The sequence below is a fragment of the Pseudomonas umsongensis genome, assembly GCF_002236105.1.
Taxonomy (GTDB): Bacteria; Pseudomonadota; Gammaproteobacteria; order Pseudomonadales; family Pseudomonadaceae; genus Aquipseudomonas; species Aquipseudomonas umsongensis.
Window position 1 is genome coordinate 1 of the sequence record NZ_NIWU01000008.1, and the last position, 18,037, is coordinate 18,037.

General features: G+C 55.2%; 12 protein-coding genes and 1 pseudogene. 8 read left to right on the forward strand and 5 right to left on the reverse strand.

Translation table 11 applies throughout. The features are described from left to right. Window positions 1–625: 625 nt before the first annotated feature. On the reverse strand, window positions 626–919 hold the full coding sequence (locus PSUM_RS27240) for a hypothetical protein (protein ID WP_008055299.1): 294 nt from the start codon (window positions 917–919) through the stop codon (window positions 626–628). 56 nt (window positions 920–975) lie between these two features. Beyond that, on the reverse strand, window positions 976–1,581 hold the full coding sequence (locus PSUM_RS27245; RefSeq protein WP_020795463.1) for an arylesterase: 606 nt from the start codon (window positions 1,579–1,581) through the stop codon (window positions 976–978). 10 nt (window positions 1,582–1,591) lie between these two features. Here PSUM_RS27245 and PSUM_RS27250 point away from each other — a divergent pair, with 10 nt between their 5' ends. The 3 genes and pseudogenes from PSUM_RS27250 to PSUM_RS27260 form a co-directional block, all read left to right on the forward strand. Then, window positions 1,592–2,275 (forward strand): ABC transporter ATP-binding protein, encoded by a 684-nt coding sequence (locus PSUM_RS27250; protein WP_020795464.1) that lies wholly within the window; start codon window positions 1,592–1,594, stop codon window positions 2,273–2,275. Further along, window positions 2,275–4,779: an ABC transporter permease gene (locus PSUM_RS27255; RefSeq protein WP_020795465.1), complete on the forward strand. Its 2,505-nt coding sequence runs from the start codon at window positions 2,275–2,277 to the stop codon at window positions 4,777–4,779. The genes PSUM_RS27250 and PSUM_RS27255 overlap by 1 nt, the downstream gene beginning before the upstream one ends. Before the next feature lie 36 nt (window positions 4,780–4,815). Beyond that, a pseudogene (locus tag PSUM_RS27260) lies at window positions 4,816–4,986 on the forward strand (transcription elongation factor GreB); the annotation flags it as partial. A gap of 399 nt (window positions 4,987–5,385) precedes the next feature. Here the strand turns inward: PSUM_RS27260 and PSUM_RS27265 are convergent. Then, window positions 5,386–6,726, reverse strand: a complete 1,341-nt coding sequence (locus PSUM_RS27265) for a DUF5623 domain-containing protein (RefSeq protein ID WP_231989882.1) — start codon at window positions 6,724–6,726, stop codon at window positions 5,386–5,388. Between the two features lie 280 nt (window positions 6,727–7,006). On the opposite strand from PSUM_RS27265, the gene PSUM_RS27270 reads away from it, so the two are divergent. Next, the gene (locus tag PSUM_RS27270) at window positions 7,007–9,178 is read left to right on the forward strand and encodes an ATP-dependent nuclease (protein ID WP_083349450.1); all 2,172 of its coding nucleotides are present in this window, start codon (window positions 7,007–7,009) and stop codon (window positions 9,176–9,178) included. Continuing rightward, window positions 9,175–11,175 carry a UvrD-helicase domain-containing protein gene (locus PSUM_RS27275; protein ID WP_083349451.1) on the forward strand — a complete coding sequence of 667 codons (2,001 nt, stop codon included), beginning with the start codon at window positions 9,175–9,177 and terminating at the stop codon, window positions 11,173–11,175. Before PSUM_RS27270 ends, PSUM_RS27275 begins: the two co-directional genes overlap by 4 nt. A 126-nt stretch (window positions 11,176–11,301) precedes the next feature. On the opposite strand, the gene PSUM_RS27280 is transcribed toward PSUM_RS27275, so the two are convergent. Both PSUM_RS27280 and PSUM_RS27285 read right to left on the reverse strand, forming a co-directional pair. Next, complete coding sequence (locus PSUM_RS27280) at window positions 11,302–12,111, reverse strand: hypothetical protein (protein WP_083349452.1); 810 nt, start codon at window positions 12,109–12,111, stop codon at window positions 11,302–11,304. 123 nt (window positions 12,112–12,234) lie between these two features. Then, complete coding sequence (locus tag PSUM_RS27285; protein WP_083349453.1) at window positions 12,235–12,813, reverse strand: DUF6037 family protein; 579 nt, start codon at window positions 12,811–12,813, stop codon at window positions 12,235–12,237. 442 nt (window positions 12,814–13,255) lie between these two features. On the opposite strand from PSUM_RS27285, the gene greB reads away from it, so the two are divergent. The 3 genes from greB (at window position 13,256) to PSUM_RS27300 (ending at window position 17,807) form a co-directional block, all read left to right on the forward strand. After that, window positions 13,256–13,768, forward strand: coding sequence for a transcription elongation factor GreB (gene greB, locus PSUM_RS27290; protein ID WP_083349454.1), 513 nt, complete (start codon window positions 13,256–13,258; stop codon window positions 13,766–13,768). Between the two features lie 306 nt (window positions 13,769–14,074). Then, the gene (locus PSUM_RS27295; RefSeq protein WP_083349455.1) at window positions 14,075–14,710 is read left to right on the forward strand and encodes a 3'-5' exonuclease; all 636 of its coding nucleotides are present in this window, start codon (window positions 14,075–14,077) and stop codon (window positions 14,708–14,710) included. A 466-nt stretch (window positions 14,711–15,176) separates the two neighbouring features. Further along, window positions 15,177–17,807: a 3'-5' exonuclease gene (locus PSUM_RS27300; RefSeq protein WP_083349456.1), complete on the forward strand. Its 2,631-nt coding sequence runs from the start codon at window positions 15,177–15,179 to the stop codon at window positions 17,805–17,807. The last annotated feature ends 230 nt before the right edge of the window (window positions 17,808–18,037 follow it).

The window sequence follows — 18,037 nt, forward strand, 5'->3', positions numbered from 1 at the left end:
CACACAGGGCTTCCTGTGACGCTTCGCATCACCGTTGCGCACGGCTCAATTAATGCGTCGTCAGCGGAACGCGGAGCGTCCCTGGCGGCATTCCCACGCAGAGCGTGGGAACGATCAGCGAGTTCACTTCAAGCCAGGCCGCCTCGCTTTGCTGTTGATCGCAGGCGCCCCATTAACCACGATGGCCGAACGCAGGCATTGCGCAGTGGGGAAACCGGCAGGACGCCGGTTTAGCCGCGCTGGGCCAGGGACGGCCCATCGCGGCGACCCACGGAGCAATGCCGGAGAGAGGGCATGCCGAGCCCTAGCGAGGGACCGAGTGGTGGGGCAAAGCCTTTTGGTGCCTTTTTGCTGGGCCGGCACTCCGGCGCTTGAAAAAGGGACTCGCCGTAAGGGCGAAACCATAAGCGGCCGTTACCGCAGCAATGGATATGTACGCAGTCAACAAAACATAGGTCGGCTATAAGGCCGCCTTCGCGAGCAAGCCCGCTCCCACAGTTTGATTGGAGTACATCTGCGGGATACAGGTCGGCTGTCAGGCCGCCATCGCTGCGATGCGGCGACCCGACAAGCCAGCTCCCACAGGTTTTCATCCGATGCCCAAGCCACAGCAAAGCAGAAACGATCAAAGCTCGAACCGCAACTCCGGCCAGATCGGCGACGTGCCGCGCTTTTGCGACTCAAGAATGGCCCGACACAACGAACACAGGCGCTGGTCCTGGAACACCCGGCGATCGACGTTCGACCAACGCGGTTGAGCCGGCAGCAGGCTGCCGCACAGGGTCCGGTCCGCCGAGCCGCCCAGCTCCAGTTGTCGGGTCACCAGGTGTACCCGCACTTCCTGGCAGGCGAACAGATCCAGCTGTTCGTCAGGCTCGATCAGTTGATAGGCATAAAGTGACCAGGCAGAACGCGGCATCGGGGGCTCCAAATCGGGGGCGCCACCTTAGCCGAAAGCCCGCTCCTAGAAAAGTGTCATAACAGTGGTTTTAGCGTAGGCCAGACATTTTCCAGCAACTTGTCCTGAGCCCCGGCTGCCGGGTGAATGCCATCGGCCTGCATCAGGTCCGGATGACCGCCCACGCCGTCGAGGAAAAACGGCACCAACGGGATGTTTTTCTCATCGGCCAGGTTGCTGTAGACGTCGGCAAAGGCCTTGGTGTATCGAGCACCGTAATTGGGTGGCAATTGCATGCCGAGCAACAGCACCTTGGCGCCCGCGTCCTGCGACTGCTGAATCATCGACGCAAGATTTTGTTGCAATTGTGTTGGCAGCAAGCCACGCAGGCCGTCATTGCCCCCCAATTCGAGGATCACCAACTCAGGCTTATGCTCTGCAAGCAGCGCTGGCAGGCGTGCCTGGCCGCCGGCACTGGTGTCGCCGCTGATGGACGCATTGATCACCTTATCGTCGAAACCTTCGCGCTTGAGCCGCTGCTCGAGCAACGACACCCACCCCAAGCGGGTATCCAGTCCGAAACCGGCGCTGATACTATCGCCAACGATCAGGACTGTACCCGCCGCTGCGTTCTGGGCCATGCACATCAAGGCCAGGCCAGCACTCAAAAACCACACACGCATCGGATTCTCCATGGGCGCAAGCATTCTCACCGCGAAGAACCTTAGCAAAGTGGTTCCCAGCGCGGAAGGTGAACTGACCATCCTGCACCAACTCAGCCTGGAACTGAACAAGGGCGACAGCCTGGCCATCGTCGGCGCCTCCGGTTCGGGCAAGTCCACCCTCCTCGGCCTGCTCGCCGGCCTCGACTTGCCGAGCAGCGGCGAAGTCACCCTCGCCGGCCAGGACCTGAGCAACCTCGATGAAGATCAACGTGCGCGCATCCGCGCCGAACACGTGGGTTTCGTCTTCCAGTCATTCCAACTGCTCGACAGTCTCAACGCCCTGGAAAACGTCATGTTGCCGCTGGAGCTCGATGGCCGCCAGGACGCCCGTGGCCGCGCCACCGAGCTGTTGCAACGGGTCGGCCTGGGGCAACGCCTGACCCACTCGCCACGCCAGCTCTCCGGCGGTGAACAGCAGCGCGTGGCGATTGCCCGGGCGTTCGCGGCCGAACCCGACGTGCTGTTTGCCGACGAGCCCACCGGTAACCTCGACAGCCATACCGGCGAGCGCATCAGCGACCTGCTGTTCGAACTCAACCAGGAACGCGGCACGACCCTGGTGCTGGTGACCCATGATGAACGCCTGGCACACCGCTGCCGGCGCCTGATCCGCCTTGAAGCCGGCCTGCTGGTCGCCCCTCTGGAGCCTTGATGGCACGCCTGCCGCTGTTGCGCCTGTTCAGTCTCGCCCTCCGTCAACTGTTGCGCGATGCCCGCGCCGGTGAACTGCGCGTGCTGTTTTTTGCCCTCGTGGTCGCGGTAGCGGCCAGTACCGCCATCGGCTATTTCGGCGCGCGCCTGAATGGCGCGATGATGTTGCGCGCCACGGAGTTTCTCGGAGCCGACCTGCTGCTCGAAGGCAGCTCGCCAGCGCGCCCCGAGCAAGTAAGAAGCGGTACCGAGCTTGGCCTCGAACACGCCCGGGTGGTGGAGTTTTCCAGTGTTATCGCCACGGACAACGGCATACAGCTCTCCAGCATCAAGGCGGCAGACGACGTCTACCCACTGCGCGGGGAACTGAAAAGCGCCCCTGCGCCTTTCGCCCCGGAAGAATCCGGCGGCGGGCCGAAACCCGGTGAGGCCTGGGTCGAGGCGCGATTGCTGACGGCGCTGGACTTGAAGATCGGCGACAGCATCGATGTCGGCATGAAAACCCTGAAGCTGGCACGGGTACTGACCTACGAGCCCGACCGCGCCGGCAACTTCTACAGCCTGACACCCCGGGTGTTGATCAACCTCAGTGACCTGCAAGCCACTGGCGTGGTGCAACCTGGCAGCCGGGTCAGCTACCGCGAACTCTGGCGCGGCGATGCCTCGGCCCTGGAGACCTATCGCCAACTGATCAAGCCCGGCCTGGCCGCCAACCAGCGCATCCAGGATGCCCGCGACGGCAACCGGCAGATTGGCGGCGCACTGGGCAAGGCCGAGCGCTACCTGAATATGGCCAGCCTGGTGGCGGTATTGCTGGCCGGGGTGGCCGTAGCGTTGTCAGCGACGCGCTTCGCCACCCGCCGCTTCGATGCCAGCGCGCTGCTCCGCTGCCTTGGCCTGTCCCGCCGGGAAACCATGGTGCTGTTCAGCCTGCAGCTGACCATACTCGGCCTGCTCGCCAGCCTCATTGGCGCCGCCATCGGTTGGCTGGCGCAACTGGGACTGTTTGCCCTGCTGCATGATTTGTTGCCGACCGACGTGCCACCGGGCGGCCTGTTCCCGGCCATCGCCGGTATCGGCACCGGACTGGTGGCCCTGGCCGGTTTTGCCCTGCCACCGCTGGCGGCGCTGGGTCGGGTTCCACCCTTGCGCGTATTGCGGCGGGACATGCTGCCGATACCCTCCAGCACCTGGATGGTCTACGGCGCCGCATTGGGTGCCCTCGGGCTGATCATGTGGCGCCTGAGCCTGGACTTGCTACTGACCTTCGCCCTGCTCGGCGGCGGCGTGGTCGCGGCACTGATATTGGGTGGCTTGCTGTTGCTGCTATTGAAAAGCCTGCGACGCCTGCTGGCTCGTGCCTCCCTGCCGTGGCGCCTGGGGCTGGGCCAATTGCTGCGTCATCCGCTGGCAGCCGCAGGGCAGTCCCTGGCATTCGGTCTGATCCTGCTGTCGATGGCGTTGATCGCCCTGCTGCGCGGCGAGTTGCTGGACACCTGGCAGAACCAGCTGCCCAGGAACGCACCGAACTATTTTGCCCTGAACATCCTGCCCGCTGACAAGCAGGCGTTTACCGACCGCCTGATCTCGTTGTCGGCGCAATCGGCCCCCCTGTATCCGGTAGTCCCCGGAAGGCTGATCAGCATCAATGGCGAACCGGTGCAGCAAATCGTCACCAAGGAATCGGCAGGCGACCGGGCGATCCAGCGTGACCTGAGCCTGACCTGGGCGGCAGACCTGCCTGCGGGCAACAAGATCACCGCCGGTCATTGGTGGCCAGAGCAACCGCCGGATGATATCCCCGGCGTGTCGGTGGAGGGCAAGGTCGCCGAAAGCCTGAAGCTCAAGCTCGGCGACCATTTGGTCTTTACCGTCGGCGGGGCCAATCGCGAGGCGAAAGTCACCAGCCTGCGGGAGATCAACTGGGATAATTTCCAGCCGAACTTCTTCATGATTTTCCAGCCAGGCACCCTGAAGGATTTGCCCGCCACCTACCTGACCAGCTTCTATCTGGCGGCAGGGCATGACCAGCAGATCGTCGACCTGTCGCGCAGTTTTCCGGCGGTGACGATCCTGCAGGTCGAAGCGCTGCTGGCGCAATTGCGCAGCATCCTCGCCCAAGTCACCCTGGCTGTGGAATACGTGCTGTTGTTTGTCCTGGCGGCAGGGATGGCGGTGTTGTTTTCCGGCCTGCAGGCGACCCTGGACGAACGCATCCGCCAGGGTGCCCTGCTGCGCGCACTGGGGGCCGAACGGCAACTGCTGGTGAAGGCACGACGGATCGAGTTCGGGTTGCTTGGCGCGGTGAGCGGCCTGCTCGCGGCACTCGGTTCGGAAGTCGTCAGCCTGGTGCTCTACCGCTACGCCTTTGACCTGCCCTGGCATCCGCACCCATGGCTGCTGGTACTGCCGCTGATCGGCGCAGTGCTGATCGGCGGTGCTGGTGTGTTCGGCACCCGGCGCGCCCTGAATGCCAGCCCCCTGACAGTCCTGCGCGAGGGTTGATAGACTCAAGCGCTCCTGATTCGAAGAAAAGTTGCCATGAGCCGTTATCGCCCTCCCCGTACCGCCGGAACCGCGCTGATCACCCCTGAAGGTGAAGCGCGGATGCGCGCCGAGTTTCATGAACTGTGGCACGTACGCCGCCCCCAGGTGACGCAAGCAGTCAGCGAAGCGGCAGCCCAGGGCGATCGTTCGGAAAACGCCGAATACAAGCAAGCACCGCACCACCCATACTATCTTCCACGCAGCCCTTTAAATACGGGCATCTCCCAATAGTACACATACTCAACAAAACATACTATTTTGAGTGAAAAAAAATCTCTCTTTTCAGCAAAATATTTTTACTCAGGTCACTCATTCAGCACATTGGTGCCCAGGAACGATTGATGTGTCGCCCGGGATCAATCCCAAAAACGATCACAAGTCGGCTTCTCAGCCATCGATCCTCGCATGCTTCGTCGAACGCCGAGACCACCGCCAGCTCAAACGATCATCGGCATCGATCACAAACACATTCAACCATATTGCCAGCCAAAATTGTGCGATGAAAGTCGTCTACCACCATAGCTCTCCTAGGCGGTAGACGGCTGGATTGGCAGTGTGACGAGACTACTTAGTGGCCTGTCCTTCGACGATTGCTGTGGCAATTTCTAGATCTTTCAACAGGTCTCTGCGGGGCTTGCACTCCGAGTACCCATCGATAACGATCTCGCGAATACGCTTCAGAGCGGAGACTTGATCCAGCACCGTGGCGTAAACGGAAGGTTCCCCGCCATAGTAGGTATCGTCGAAGCTCTTCTCACGGTCTGCCTCCCGGTACTCCGAGTACATCCAGTTTTCCAGGGTCGAGCACCACGTGCGGATTTTCTGATAGGCCTTGAAGGGCATCGGCGAGATCATCAGGCACTGAAGCTCCGTCCCGATCCGCTTGTGATCTGTCTGGCTCAATGGCTTCTCTGGTCGCCAGAGCGATGGATACCCGGCTTCCCGGTGATACTCGACTGCGCCTTTGCTAAAACCATAGGTAGTACCTGGTCGAGCCCGCCGCGCAACACCACCCGCTTTCCTCGCGGGGCTGGTGAACCGAGCGTTGTAAGGTTCGGAAATACCAGTCCACGGTTGCTCCTCGGATGGCACCGCCGCAATTGGCGAAAGCCCTTCAAGGCTTACGGTAACTTTGCGCAACAAGTCCTCTGCCGGGGAGATTAGATGTGGTAGCGCATTGTCCGGGTAGTACAAACCCGCCCATGCTGGCTTGGTCAGGTGCAGAGACTTTTCTGTGATCCAAGCGGCGCGCTTCTCGACCATCGACAACTCATTCACGTGCCCATAAGGTTCATCCAACGCTACCCAAATGCCCGACGCGGAGTCGATCCACAGAGAAGCGTGATCTTTCGATGGAAAACCCGTTAGAAGCTCAAGCGCTTGCCTTTCCTTTTGGGAGGTTGCCGGGCGCAGTCCACTCACCTCCATGAACTGCAAAGTCAGCGCTGCCCGCACCAGGAGCTCCCAAGCCCGAGCCTGGCTGCTCGCGTTGGAGATCATTTCAAGGTGATCCGGCGCTTCTTGCCGGAACCCCTCAAGGTTACGGGCGTAGGTTGCCTGATGCTTCGACACGATGGTGTTCAGCGGACGAGGCAGAAAGACCTCCAGCGTTTCACAACCCGCCGAACGAGGTCTGGTGTCCGTGTCCCGCCAATAAGCGGAGAGGAAGACTGAGTGCCGGCTTTGGTGCACTGCCGTTTCTGGCAATGCTTCCCCTGATGCCAGCTTCTGCTGTGCCTGATAGTAATCGCGATAACCGAGTTCGCGTGCAACGATGTCAAGCGCCTCAGCATGCTTTTGACCGGGCAGACAAATTTTCTTGGCTCGTTTCTTGATGCCCTGGATTGTCTTCGGCAGGGTCTTGGTGACGCTGACACGCTCTGGGAGCGAGGATGGTGTGCTCATAATTTTCTCCAACCCCATGATCAACGCCACCCGCCTACGTCTAACTGGGGCCGCAAAAAATCATGGCCTAGGAGATCGTGCTGTTACAGGTAGTGCCCTTTCGAGCTTTCACTGACGGGTGAGGTACGCCTACCTTGCGCAACTCAGAGACTATCGAGACAGCCGCAGATTTGCAATGCGTCCACCGGAATTTCAGCAACAGGCAAATAGCCTGCACGGTTTCCAGTACTATTCGCTGACCGGCCTATGCACCACAAGCCTCTGTGATAGGAACACACGGATGTATTTGTCAGCACTGAAGGTTCAGAATTTCCGTCAGTTCGGCGCCGACCCGAACGGCCTTTTCATCGAATTCAACAAGGGCGTTACTGCGCTGGTAGGAGAGAACGACGCGGGAAAATCATCGGTCATCGATGCCCTGCGATTCGTCCTCCAGACGCGTGACGGAGAGTACGTACGCTTGCAGCCCGAAGACTTCCACATCCCTGATGAAGGGCCTCAGGCGAGTCAGATTACGATCGTGGCCAAGTTTGCAGATTTGTCTGTCGCGGATCAGGGGGCGCTGTCGGAGTACGTCACGTTCAACGGTGGTGATGCGGTCGTTTACGTTCACTGGACAGCACGAAAACTCTCGGACGACGTCCTCGCACGTCGTTGGGTTGATATTGCTGTGCGCAGTGGCCATAGCGGCGGTGGCCCAAGCATCGATACCAACGTCCGCCAACTGCTAGCTGCTGCATACCTGCGCCCCCTTCGCGATGCCACACGGGAAATGTCTCCAGGGCGTGGATCACGCCTCTCACAAGTGCTCAAAAACTTCCCCAGCATCAAGGACGGGAGTGGCTTCGATGTCGACCAGCCGCTTGCAAACCCTGAGTCGCTGAGCCTCGCTGGATTGGCTGGGTATATACGGCATTTGGTGAACATGCATCCAGGTGTGACCTCCGCCCAGGACTCGGTCAACGACAACTACCTGTCCCACCTTTCGCTGGAAGGTGATGAGCTACATGGACGGATCAATTTCGTTGAGGGGAGCTCGGAGTCGGCTCGCCTAAGACAGATCCTAGAACGCATGGAACTGAGCCTGCTCGACCAAGGGTCACGTGAGGCTCGTGGGGAGTACGGCCTGGGCTCTAACAATCTATTGTTCATGGCCTGTGAGCTCCTACTGCTTGGCAAGGAGCCCGATGGACTGCCGTTATTGCTTATCGAAGAGCCCGAGGCCCATCTTCATCCACAGCGACAACTGCGCCTGATGGAGTTTTTGACTGCTGCAGCAACGCCCAAACCAAGCTCCCTCGAAGTCACTCAACCGATGGTGGTCGATGGGCGGGAAGAAGACTCGCTGCCATGGAACGAAGGTTCCGCAGCTCCGTCAGCGCTCCCATCTGACGATGATGGATCGAGTGCAGATGAGGTTAACCAGGAAGACCAAGCGCGGCCCGTGCAAGTCATCCTTACCACCCATAGCCCCAACCTCAGTTCCAAGATTGCCCTAGATAATCTAGTGCTCATGCACGGTCGCAAGGCTTACTCGCTCGGCAAGCATCACACGAAACTGGATGAAGGAGACTATCGGTTCCTTGCCCGGTTTCTGGACGTGACCAAAGCGAATTTGTTTTTCGCACGTGGTGTACTCATCGTCGAGGGAGATGCTGAAGCCATCCTGTTACCAGCACTTGCGAAGCTGCTCGAAAGAGATTTGACCCGACATGGCGTCTCGGTGGTGAATGTCGGAGGTGTTGGTCTCGGTCGCTATGCTCGGATCCTTCAACGTGCGCACCCTGAACACGGCGTTTTGAACATTCCTGTAGCCTGCATCTCGGACATGGACGTCATGCCGAATTGCGCACCACAAATTCTGGGTTTGGTCGAAAATGAAGGCGACCCGAAGTGGGAGGTTGGACGCCGTAAGTGGCGAGCGACCCGCGACTTCGGCGCTGATGACGAAACTCGGCTTCAACGTTTGGCTGAGCGGAAAAACTCGCGCAAAGCGAACGACGAGCAGAACGTACAAACGTTCGTGGCGGGACAATGGACACTGGAATACGACCTTGCCTTCAGCGGCATGGCACGTGAGCTTCTCGTTGCCGCACGATTGGCGGCAAGGGATGATGCAATTCATGCTGCTCGGGAAACGCATGATCAGGTGATTGAACTGGCCATGGCCGAATATGAAGGCCTTGCAAGCTCGAGCATGTCGGCTGAGCAAATAAGTTCGACCATCTATGCCCTATTCCACCGCAAGGTAGCCTCCAAGGCGATCACGGCTCAGTACCTAGTGGACATTTTGGAGCAGCGCTATCAAAGGATAGTAGTGACTCGTGAGGGCTTAGAAGAACGGCTCCCAGACTACCTCGTTGAGGCAATCACCTATGTTACCTCTCGCTTAGAAATAGCCTCCGATCAACACCATCCTTCCCAAGAGCAATCGCAAAGGCAGATCCTATGATCGCTTTCCGCGAGCTGGTGCCCGAAATCACCGACGAGGACATCGACTGGGTCTCAGAACTTATGGATCTTGAGGGTCTGGATGAGCAGCGTCTGGCATTTCTTCGATCGCAGGAAACGCTCGATGTGTCGGCGTGCCCAGGGAGCGGCAAAACCACACTGGTGGTCGCCAAGCTCGCAATTCTTGCTCGCAAATGGAAAAGCCGCACACGTGGAATTTGCGTGTTGTCTCACACCAACGTCGCTCGACATGAAATCGAGCAGCGCCTAGGAAACACCGAAGTTGGTCGGCGACTGCTGAGTTACCCTCACTACATCGACACAATTCATGGTTTTGTCAGGCGCTTCCTCGCCACACCTTGGCTCCTTTCCGCTCAATACCGCTTCACCGCGATCGATGATGAGCTGACCCACCGGATGCGCTCGAGGTCTTTGCCAGGGGAGGACAAAAGATTTCTGGGCAAATTCTTGGCCCGCAGAACGTTCGACACCACATTGCTGCGGCTAGCCAATGCAGACTTTGCCAACCCTCGCATCAAGGTCGCCAAAGGTAACCTCCCTTGCGGGCCAGATACTCAAAGCTACCAAATCATGGCTAGGGCAGTCGTCGACACGGCCAAGCGCGGTTACTTTTGTTACGACGAGATCTTCGTGCTGGGGAGTGCTCAGCTGGCTGCACGACCAAGCGTAGCTGAGGGGTTGAAGCACCGTTTTCCATGCGCCTTCATCGACGAGATGCAGGATACTTCGGCGATGCAGAACGAGTACCTGAGCGCCATTTTCCCCCGCGATAACACCGAGATTTGCGTGACAAGGGTTGGTGATTCCAATCAGGCGATTTTTGAGTCGGACGCCAACACCAATGGCAGTGACTTTCCGGATCGAAGTCGCGCAGTCGAGATCTCCAGCAGCTTCCGCTTCGATGAGTCGATTGCGATGTTGGCAAATCCCTTTGCGCTCCATGCCGTCGCAGGCAGGCTTTCAGGGCGGCGCAACGTAGGTGACGAAGGGCCTCTTCGCCACACCATTTTCGTTTTTCCTGATGGTGACTGTAGCTCTGAACTGGATGCTTATGCCCGCCTGGCATTCCAACAGCTCCCAGTATCTCTACACGACAAGGCCACAGTCACTGCCCTTGGCTATACCCATAAAGACATCGACCCCGACGACACTGACCCGATCCATTACCCAAAAACGGTCGGGCATTATTGGGAAGGTTATGATCGCAGCGCAGGTCTAGTAGCGTACCGTCCGCCAACGTTGATTGAGCGTGTTCGCCAAGCCAAGCGTAATCTCGTCAAAAACGATACTGCTCACCACAGCGTAGAAGAGATCGCTAAGGGCCTTCTCCACCTGGTAAACCTTTCCAATCTCACCACCAAAATCAAAGTGGGAAGTCGACAGCACGTCCAAGTTCAACAGTTACTCATCGAGCTGAGTGACTTGGCGAGCTACCAACAGTTGGTGGTCGATCTGCTCTTCGCCTCAAATACCATCAGTGTCGACAACTGGGCATCCTTCGCTCAGCGCTTCTGGGCTTTGGCATCTGTTCTTGCTGGAGTGGATGAACAACCCGAGGCAGCGCAGGGCTACCTTGCTTGGGTACCGGAAGGCTTGGAGGCTCTGCAGGAACGCGCTGTACAGCGTGCAGTGAATACCTTCCGAAGCGCTCAAGACCATGGAGTGTTGGACATCAAGCTCGGCTCTATTCATTCGAGCAAGGGGCAGACCCATACTGCGACGCTTGTGCTCGAAACCTATAACTTCGGGCACTTCATTGCTAGCCTGTTACCCTGGGCTGCCGGGCAAAAAAGCCATGGGAGTGTCAGGCCCCAAAAAAGGATTAGTCAGCGCTTGCTTGCCATGTATGTGGCGATGACCCGCCCGACTCACCTGCTGTGCTTGGCTATAAGTAAGCGGACGCTTGGCGAGGGAGAAGAGTTCGAAGCCAACTGCCTGCAGCTTCGCGAGCAGGGTTGGGAAATTCAGCATCTGTAGGTATTACAAGATCGCCATTCATCCATAACCCACCATGTCGCAGCGCAGCCCTATGTTTTGCTCCATTTGCCAGGCTGCTCTGCTTCTAGCACATCCCATACTGTGCACCTCAGGCTCGACTTGCAGTCAGGCCTTTTTCGCCTGCCGCTGCCGCTGCCGAAACCGCTTGATAAAGTCGGCATCCACCAGCTCATCAACAGCCAAATCAAGACCACAGTTCACGAGCGATGCCAAGCTGCCATCAGAGAGCGCGAAGCTGTTAGGTATGAAGCCGCACTCCCGCACCCGGTTGTCATCGATACGACCCAGGAACGCTTTTATAAAATCTGAGCGGCCCGACTTCCGACTTGTAGTGGCGGCTTCGGTAGCCGGATCGTTAGCAGTAACCTCGGCCATTTCGGCATCGCTACCGATAGCCTGGATCACATCGCTCAATGGAGGCCAATACTTGAAATCGTACTGGTTTTGAATGCGATCCAGCTCTTCCTTCACGTAGCTCTCGTAGTGGTAATTGTGCTCCGCCGCTTCATGCACAATATCCAGGATGTGGTGTTGGGTATTGGAACCAAAACCGGAGTAGTTATGAAGCTCATCACGCCGATCCAGCAGCGCTGCCAGTTGATCGGCGAGCTCACTGATTCGAGCGTTGACCCCTATCAGTTCTTCACGTGCCCGACGGGCACGTCGGTTCTTCTCTGGGTTCCAGCCATCAGCGGAATGGACGAAAACATCCCAGAATATATAAAGGCCTCGTGGCGTGTGGGCCAACATGGCGTGCACCTCTTCATATACCTCTACCAGCTCAATACGGCGCTTGAGCATGCTATCAATGATGCTCTGGACGTTCGGCCAAATCCCCTTGGCTTGGAGGTCTTCCATCATATTGCGCAGAAGGGTTTCGCAATGCTGAACAGCTTGGGTGGGTGCGTGGGACACTCGGGTATACCTGTTTGGAGAAAGTGTGCCTAGGCTATCGCCTCTCGCGAAAGCGCTCGGTACCTATTGGAAATTCTTTCCAGCCCCAATAGGTACGTGCCCAGCGCCCGGCAGTTCGGCTGGCTAGTTCGACAGATCTTTAGTCCATGAGCCGCCAGTTTCGGTAGAGCTCCAACGTGAAGAAGCACTCCGCTCCTGGCTATGGCGTAAGGCATCAGGGCCCAAGAGAAGCAAAGTTTTGTGCTGGTTCTCAGCACTGGGCCTCTGGCCTTGCGTCCAGTATGACCAGCAGTTGAAGTAAGGCTTTTCTCTGTCCTCGATAATGTCGGGGCGCAAGCGCACGATTTCTGATGGCTTCGGATTGGCCTTTACAGTGGCTTGGGTGGGAATGGCATCGTTAAGTTCGGCCAGGAATTCTTTGGGTATCAGTCGTTTCCCACTAGAACCGTCCTCTTTGAGAACCTCAACGAGATCACCGTACATGTCACCTAGGAAATCTCGAATCCGATAGCCTGCAAGAACGTCAAATCGGAAGAACCCTCGGGCTTTCCCTCGGGCCGTGAGCGTGAGAACAAAAGGCGTGTCTCGCGTGGAAAACAGGCAATCGAAGCTCGCCGCACCTGTTCTCACCAAAAATTGCTGCATGTCACTGCCGATCGAAATCATACTGCAGTGAAGTAGCCTCAGCGAGGTCATTTCCATGTGATGAGCTCCTTAATCAAGAACCCCTGATGATGGAGAGGCTCGCCGGGACGAGCAAGTGGCAATCCGCCATCCACCCCCACTTGCCTTCCGGCTACTCGCTCGACCGCCTCTTCAAAAGTCAGCTTGACTAACGGGGGTCTTTCTCCCGCAGCGGCATATCATTTGCCTTGTAGCTCACCTGGCGAATGGAATGGCACACCTGGCTGCCGCTCACATACTCGATGCAAGCCCCTTCCGATTGCTTCGCTCCGATGACTCCGTAGCCGGTCAATACAGGGTCGTGAATAGGCAATCTCACCCGGAAAAAATGACCACATGATAGGCTCTGAGCTTCGAACAAGGGGGCATTCCAAGAGCATTCAAGAAATGCAGACATCCTCGTGTGAACCACCCTGCGCAGCCATCGATCAGTAGCGTAATTCGTCAAAAGGAGGCCGCTTTGGCCACAAACATCATCACTCGCGGTGGCTACGACACCCTCAAGGCAGAGCTTGATCACCTGTGGCGCGTGTACCGTCCCGAGATCACCCAGAAAGTCACTTGGGCCGCTTCCCTTGGGGATCGGAGCGAAAACGCCGACTACCAATACAACAAAAAGCTGCTGCGAGAGATTGATCGACGGGTTAGATATTTGCGTAAACGCTTGGAGGACGTCAGGGTCGTCGACTATTCCCCAGAGCAGGAGGGAAAGGTGTTTTTTGGAGCCTGGGTAGAGGTTGAAAATGACGAAGGAGAGCTCAAGAAATTCCGAATCGTGGGCTACGACGAAATTTACGGGCGCAACGACTACATCTCAATCGACTCGCCCATGGCCCGAGCGCTGCTAAAGAAGGGGCAAGGTGACGAGGCTGTGGTGCAGACCCCTACCGGCGAGGCCATTTGGTATGTCAACAGCATTACTTATGAGAACTCTGCGGATACCGGCAGCGCTAGTCGTTCAATGGGTGAATGAAAACGCTTATGCCCGCCCCTTTCCGCATTCTTCGCGGATGCAACGCACATTACTTTGGAAATATTCATCAGGCCCTGTGAACGCTCTACCTTCACCAACAGGCCAATGTCCCAAGCGAACAGTTAGTGACTAGCATCCGACGACGTGAGATCTAGCCGGGCTCTAGCCCGAAGGAACGAAAGACAAAGAAGCTTTAGCTCCGAAGCCCTACGTCGGAACAGAAGCAGTACAAACGACTCCGTCAAAACGTGTCTGTATGCACGTGTCGATGTAGCTTGGACAGACCATAGTTAGGATTTCCTTCCCATGAGCATTGAAGCAAAGCTGCTTCACCTTCAAGCCATTCAAAACCTGCTAGCGCCATACCGCTACCTCTATTGCGTCGACCTTGAGGCAACCTGTGATGAGGTTGATGAGGTTGATGAGGTTGATGAGTCTGAATCGCCAAGGCCTCTCGCAGTCGTCCCTGATCAGATGGAAACGATTGAGATTGGCCTGGTAGTGATCGATTTGGAGTCGCTGGAGATCGTCGATGAGTTCCAGCGTTTCGTTCGGCCCCAGATCAACCCTACCCTGACCGCTTTCTGCAAAAAACTCACCTCCATCCAACAAGCAGACGTGGACGGCGCCCGAACCTATCAAGAGGTTGGCGAAGAGCTACGAACGTTTGCTACGCGGTTTCCAAACGCAGCCTGGGCGTCATGGGGTGACTACGATGCAAGGCAGCTTGAGCGCGATGCTGGCTTTGCTGCCTGCCCTCCCCTGCTCGAAGGCATGCCACACTTCAATGCCAGGAAATGGCATGCCGGTTTATATGACGATCGACCGAAATCACTGAAGCACACGGTAGAGTCGTTGGGACTGGTTTGGCAGGGTACCTATCACCGAGGGATTGACGATGCCAAGAACGTTGCATCCATCATTAAGGAGATGCTCGGCTGATTTGGTGAGCCGGGCACATTGGCCCGAAGAGGCGACCTATCCATTTATTTCACCCCGCAGCTTAGCTATGAGCATGCGATGACTCGCCCCCAGAATACCGAAGTTAGTTCACCCACCTTCAAATTGGGAACAAATGACGCCGCGTTTTTTCGCGACCCAAGGCAGGCCGCACCTGGTTCAGAAAAAGCTGCAAATGGCATGCATGGCGAGCCAGTCCTCTCGACCAAAAGATCAACGCGGGCATGGATAGTAGCGCTCGGATCGTGCGACCTCCTGTCAATGGGCCTTGCAGTTGATCAGGCTGAGTACAAAACAAGCAGCGATTGAAGAGAACCCCGCAAGCTCTTTCGCTTCCAAAGCAAGCTCGGTCGTGATATCAAAAGGATATCGCCAAAAGGACTGCGCTACGTTGAACAGCACTCCCAATGGAGCTTTGTAGTTTATATTCGGATAATTCGAGCGAGCAATGAGCGATATCAGATACGTAGAACATAGGGAATTCCGTACAAATATACAAAAAATGGTAAAAGCTGGAGGCTCTAGTCAAAAAGCGGCAATACTAGTTCAAGCTATGTTTGGCAGAATCGCTTTAGAACAAGATCCATTCGAAGGACTCCAGGTCACAAACCATGGCGAAACCAGAATTGATAAATGCATCAAGTATGATCTTGCTGGCCGTGCTAGATTAATTACAGTACAAGATGAAAAGGTTGTGTTTTTCTTATTTCTTGGAAATCATGAAGATGCCGACAAATGGCTGGAGAGAAATAAGGATGTAAAATTTAGTGTAAACAAACAACTAGTAGTCAACTTCGTACCCGCTTCAGTCAGTTCGGACGAAAGGATCTCAGCAGGCAACGATCTATCCTTTCACTCCGAGCAACTTTTCACGCTTTTCGAACCTTCTGAACTTTTCGATAGAGCACTTGAAGGTGTATCCAGAGCCATTTGCAGAGACATTGAAGCACTCACAGGAGCTCATACAGAGGAGGAAATATTCAATATTGTAGTCCGCATTGAGGGAGAAGAGCATGCGACAGCACTATATGATGCACTGGTTCTTATTCGCTCCGACAACATCAGCGCTGCAAACGATAGATTAAGGCTTTTTCTAGGAGATAGCCGAGAAATTGACGAGCTGCCACCCGAGGAAGTTCAAAAAGTACGATTTGGCGACGCGTTCATCGAGTTCAAACCTGACGATAAAGAATTTTTGGCTCGAGCCGATCAAGTGATGATGGGGGGTGATTATAAAAGTTGGATGTTGTTTATGCACCCTGAACAGGAAAAAATTGCAACTGCCAATCTAACTGGCCCTGCTAAATTAATCGGGGTATCTGGCTCAGGCAAGACCTGCGTGGTAGTTCGACGTGCAATTTGGTTGGCGACCGAATACCCAGATGAAAGAATTCTTGTTATCACACTTAATAAACCGCTGGCACACCTTATTGAAAGCTTGGTGAAAGCCGCCGCACCAGTTGAACTCTCCGAAAGAATCGACGTCCAACCGTTTTTCAAGCTATGCCAAAAGCTTTTAGCCGAATACGAACCTCAAAATCAAAAAATATATGATGATAGAACATGGAAAAGTGAAGAGCATATTGATGAAGTTTGGACAGAATTCTATAGATGCGAGCTAAACAACGAAGATGCAAAGGTATTGCTTCCAATACATAAAACACTGATTCAGCGCGGCATCAACTCAGAACACTATATCCGGGAAGAGTTCGATTGGATAAGATCAGCATTCCCCAGAGCGCGTCGCCACGAATACTTAAAGACCGAGCGGGAAGGTCGAGTGATTCCGTTTGATGCGGATTTCCGAACTCTGATACTGCAAGGACTTGAGTTGTGGGAAAAGAAAATGCGAGATATCGGAATCTGTGACTATCTAGGCTTAGCTACTGAGCTATATCAATATAAAGAACAGTTTAGCGCTCGCCACCGCTCAATGATCATCGATGAGTGCCAAGATTTTGGAACCATTGAGCTAGAGGTCATTCGATCACTAACTTTACCTGGGAAGAACGACTTATTTTTGTGTGGCGATGCGGCTCAGAAAGTTCAGACCAAAAGACAGAGCATGAGATTAGCTGGGATCGAGTGCGGGACTCGATCATTAGCACTTAAGAAAAATTATAGGAACACTAAAGACGTTCTAAGAGCGGCCTACCACATTCTTAAGCAGCATTACAACGCTGAACATCAACCACTAGAAGATTACGAGTTGCTTGACCCAGAATTGGCAGACAGAAGTGGTACGACCCCTCTCATCTTAGAAGCCAAATCACTCGGGCACGAATTTTCATACGCGTTACGCTATCTGCAGGATGAAATCCTAAGACATCCAGGTCGAAAAGCTTGTATTGCGTATTGTGGCTTCACTAGCTATGAAGTTAAAACTCTAGCTGATCGAGTGGGAATCCCACTACTAGATGGCGCAATAGACATCGACATCAGTGACATCTTCCTTTCAGACTTAGAACAAACAAAAGGGTTTGAGTTTGACTATGTGGTAATCCTTAACTGCTCGGAGGAAGTATTACCTGACCAGGCGGCACCTAAAGAGGAGCAGTTCAGAGACATCTCAAAATTCTATGTCGCCATGACACGCACCAAACACCAACTAATACTTTCTTACAGCAACGACCTAAGTAATCTATTGTCCGGTAGCGAAGAATACTTTGTTCAGGATGAATGGGATAGCTGGTTAGATGAGGGTGAGAGCGATAAAAATATTTACGAACCTATAAGAATTGAAGTGAACCGTGGTGAAGGCAGTGACAACTCCCTATCACTTCCAGGAGCAAGGTTCATATACCATAGTGATGCGATCGGCTTGAGCACCAGAAGCATTGACGTAATCTTGAGTTTTGTTGATGGAAAGGGGCTTCGTGATAAGCGAGGTGCTAAGAAATGGAAAACAGTAGGTCAGCTTCTCTCCGATATGGCCGCAGACACTCGAGTAAAAAACCTATTAGGCTCTATCGCGTTTGAGGACATAAAAAAGGCGAAGTTTGCAAAGAGATCAGAGGCATTAAACCGTACGATCGATTTATCTACGCTGACTCGAAGGAAAGATGGCCTTGGTGTATAGGCCATCTCTCTGCGTGGCCGACCCTACCTGACAAATGCGTAAGCTAACTCAGGGTTTACTGCGTATGAGCACAAACAAATTGAATGCACGGATAAATTGCTGAAAAACACTGGCTGGTTACCGTAGGGAGGGAGGACTATCCCTCCTTGTGGAGACAGTAAGCGAGCTTTCGACAACACCCGCGTCGTACCTATAACAAAATACATGTAAATGCTATTTGCTATGTCATA

Bases quoted from the DNA above. Each gene is read 5' to 3' on its own strand.
- PSUM_RS27240 (WP_008055299.1), bottom strand. From the start codon at position 919: ATGCCGCGTTCTGCCTGGTCACTTTATGCCTATCAACTGATCGAGCCT.
- PSUM_RS27245 (WP_020795463.1), bottom strand. From the start codon at position 1,581: ATGCGTGTGTGGTTTTTGAGTGCTGGCCTGGCCTTGATGTGCATGGCC.
- PSUM_RS27250 (WP_020795464.1), top strand. From the start codon at position 1,592: ATGGGCGCAAGCATTCTCACCGCGAAGAACCTTAGCAAAGTGGTTCCC.
- PSUM_RS27255 (WP_020795465.1), top strand. From the start codon at position 2,275: ATGGCACGCCTGCCGCTGTTGCGCCTGTTCAGTCTCGCCCTCCGTCAA.
- PSUM_RS27265 (WP_231989882.1), bottom strand. From the start codon at position 6,726: ATGAGCACACCATCCTCGCTCCCAGAGCGTGTCAGCGTCACCAAGACC.
- PSUM_RS27270 (WP_083349450.1), top strand. From the start codon at position 7,007: ATGTATTTGTCAGCACTGAAGGTTCAGAATTTCCGTCAGTTCGGCGCC.
- PSUM_RS27275 (WP_083349451.1), top strand. From the start codon at position 9,175: ATGATCGCTTTCCGCGAGCTGGTGCCCGAAATCACCGACGAGGACATC.
- PSUM_RS27285 (WP_083349453.1), bottom strand. From the start codon at position 12,813: ATGGAAATGACCTCGCTGAGGCTACTTCACTGCAGTATGATTTCGATC.
- PSUM_RS27295 (WP_083349455.1), top strand. From the start codon at position 14,075: ATGAGCATTGAAGCAAAGCTGCTTCACCTTCAAGCCATTCAAAACCTG.
- PSUM_RS27300 (WP_083349456.1), top strand. From the start codon at position 15,177: ATGAGCGATATCAGATACGTAGAACATAGGGAATTCCGTACAAATATA.